3 protein-coding genes are annotated in these 2,468 nt (G+C 66.6%); 1 reads left to right on the top strand and 2 read right to left on the bottom strand.

Going from position 1 to position 2,468, the window contains the following annotated elements; translation table 11 throughout:
• Positions 1-59 precede the first annotated feature (59 nt).
• Both Q4E95_RS12795 and Q4E95_RS12790 read right to left on the bottom strand, forming a co-directional pair.
• Positions 60-743 carry a CDP-alcohol phosphatidyltransferase family protein gene (locus Q4E95_RS12795; RefSeq protein ID WP_303383665.1) on the bottom strand — a complete coding sequence of 228 codons (684 nt, stop codon included), beginning with the start codon at positions 741-743 and terminating at the stop codon, positions 60-62.
• A gap of 97 nt (positions 744-840) precedes the next feature.
• Positions 841-1,776, bottom strand: coding sequence for a cation diffusion facilitator family transporter (locus Q4E95_RS12790; RefSeq protein WP_303383666.1), 936 nt, complete (start codon positions 1,774-1,776; stop codon positions 841-843).
• Positions 1,777-1,920: 144 nt separating this feature from the next.
• On the opposite strand from Q4E95_RS12790, the gene Q4E95_RS12785 reads away from it, so the two are divergent.
• Positions 1,921-2,468 (top strand): YqaA family protein (locus Q4E95_RS12785; protein WP_303383664.1); only part of this gene is annotated, 548 nt, incomplete at its 3' end.

Here is a 2,468-nt window from a genome sequence, read left to right as displayed (position 1 = left end):
CCCACGCCGATCAGCAGCCGGATCGACTGCGGGCCGATCAGCCCGATCTCGGTCATGGCTCAACCTCGGTTCTCGAGTTCGCGGGCAATCCAGCGCAGCCGTGTGGCCACCGTGATCGCTGAGGCCGCGGCAATGACAATCAGCGTCACGAACAACATCCAGCCGCGCGGCAGATTGAACAGGGGTTCGATCATGGTCGCCAGGATCCCGACCATGAGCGTCCACATGCGCTGTTGTTTGGCCATCACCCCGCCGAAGAACTGCCCCGCCCCCGCACTCACTCCCAGCGTGCGCACGTAGGCCGTCAGCACGGCGAGGCTTCCCGCGAGCCAGCCCACAGTCACGCCGCCGGCCATCGCCGACGCCGCATAGCCCGCTCCCGCAAGCAGGGCCAGGTCCGAGAGCCGGTCGGGTACTTCGTTGAACAGTTCACCGGTGGGTGTTTTCAGCCCGCCCTCCACGGCGAGCATGCCGTCGAACATGTTGCACACCAGCCGCAACGGGATGGTCACGGCGGCTCCGACGAGCAGGAGGAGCCGGGCGGCGTCGTCGAAATGTGCGGAAAGCACCAGGCACGCGCACCCCAGCAGTGCGAAGCCGACCGAGGCCAGGGAAATGTGATTGGGCTTCAGGCCCGCTCGCTGCAACGTGGCCGCGATGCCGGTGGCCCAGCCGGTGGTGCGCTGCGGAATGGGGCGGCGCAGGGGGTCCGGCGGGTTGGGGGGATTGGTGCTGGAACCCATGGGTCTCCTAAGGCGTGGACGGATCGTCTCCTGCCACCTTGGCACGTTCGAGCGTCACCCGCGCGGAGCAGGCACCCGGCCTGGGGATTTTGACGTGCTATGCGTGACGCATGTGCGGGGACTCTTTGTCCCGCAGCGCAGCGGTCTCCAGCTGGATGGTGGCGTGGTCGAAGGACACGGGGAAGTGCTCACGGACGCAGCCGAGCACCGCCTCCAGGATCTGCGGGGCGTGACCGGATTCAAAGCATCGATCCTCCACGACCACGTGAGCGGACAACACCGGCAGCCCCGTGCCGATGGTGGAGGCGTGAACGTCGTGAACGTCCCGTACGTGGTCCAAGGCCATGATGTGCTCGCGCACCTCGTCCAGGTTGACCCCCTTGGGCGTGAATTCCATGAGCACACCCATGGTTTCGCGCAGCAGGCGGAACGCCCGGGGCAGGATCAGCGCGGCAATGAACAGCCCGGCAATGGTGTCAGCGCGTTGGAACCCGGTGGTGTGAATGACGATCGCGGCAATGATCACGCCCATGGACCCGAGGGCGTCATTGAGTACTTCGAGGAAGGCGGCGCGCATGTTGAAATTCGAGTCCCGGGCGGAGGCGAGCACGGCCATTGCCGCAATGTTGGCGACCAAACCGATCATCCCGAAGATCAGCAGCTCGACGGAGGGGATGTCGCTGGGCTCGAAGAGTCGCCGGATGCCCTCGATTGCCGCATAGGTTCCCACCGCCAGGAGCAACACGGCCTGACCGAGCGCGGCTATCACCTCGATGCGCGCGAATCCCCACGTGCGGCGGCCGCTGGGCGGGCGCAACATCATGGTCGCGGCGATCACGGCCACCAGCAGACCCGAGGCATCCGCCGCGGCATGGGCGGTGTCCGTGAGCAGCGCGAGGCTCCCGGTGAGCACACTGCCCACCGCCTGCGCAATCACAATGATGGCGGTGATGCCGAACGCGATGACCAGCCGGCGCCGCATGCCACGGTCGGCCGCCCGGGGCACGTGGGAATGTCCGTGGTCGTGACCCATTCCCATGACTGAACTCCTCCAATTGACCGTTTCGGTCCTGCAGATAACGCTACGGCAGGGCAAACCCCTTCTACAGTGATCATTACGGTGCGCCGAGCCAAAGGCCAAAACGACCGACGTCACCGCGCGTCAATGGGAGGATCCATGAGCCGCTCAACCGATTGTCGAGATCATGCCGTGGCAGCGGCGTGGGGCTTTGCCGAGGCCACCGCGTTCTTCATTGTCCCGGATGTGTGGCTGTCCGCGGTGGCCATGAAGAGCCCCAAGCGCGGCCTGACATGCGTGGCTTCCGCAACGGCCGGTGCCGTGTTGGGCGGAGCGCTCACCCATACGTGGGGAGCCACGACCGGTGCCGCGCGATCCGCGCGGCTTCTGGCCAAGCTACCCGCCGTCTCCGCCGCCATGGTGCGCCGAGTCGAGAACGACTACGCGACCAAGGGCTACCGGGCGCTGCTCACCGGACCGCTGCGGGGTACGCCGTACAAGATCTACGCCCGCACCAATGGGCTGCTGAACCGTTCCCTGCCGCGATTCCTGCTGTGGTCCGTCCCGGCCCGGGCGCCACGGTTCATCCTGGTCACCGCCGTCATGGGTGGACTGGGCGCGCTGGGAGAAAAGCTGCTGCCGAACGCCCCGGAGTGGGTCCGGTGGAGCGCCTTTGCCGCGGGCTGGCTCGGGTTCTACACGTGGTT

The sequence above is a fragment of the Kocuria sp. genome (assembly GCF_030536815.1).
GTDB classification, from domain to species: Bacteria; Actinomycetota; Actinomycetes; order Actinomycetales; family Micrococcaceae; genus Kocuria; species Kocuria gwangalliensis.
Note: the sequence above shows the minus strand (reverse complement) of the source record. Positions and strands in the feature narration are given on the sequence as shown.

What these genes read in the sequence shown, in the direction of transcription:
- Q4E95_RS12795 (WP_303383665.1), bottom strand. Translation starts at nt 743, where the DNA reads ATGGGTTCCAGCACCAATCCCCCCAACCCGCCGGACCCCCTGCGCCGC.
- Q4E95_RS12790 (WP_303383666.1), bottom strand. Translation starts at nt 1,776, where the DNA reads ATGGGTCACGACCACGGACATTCCCACGTGCCCCGGGCGGCCGACCGT.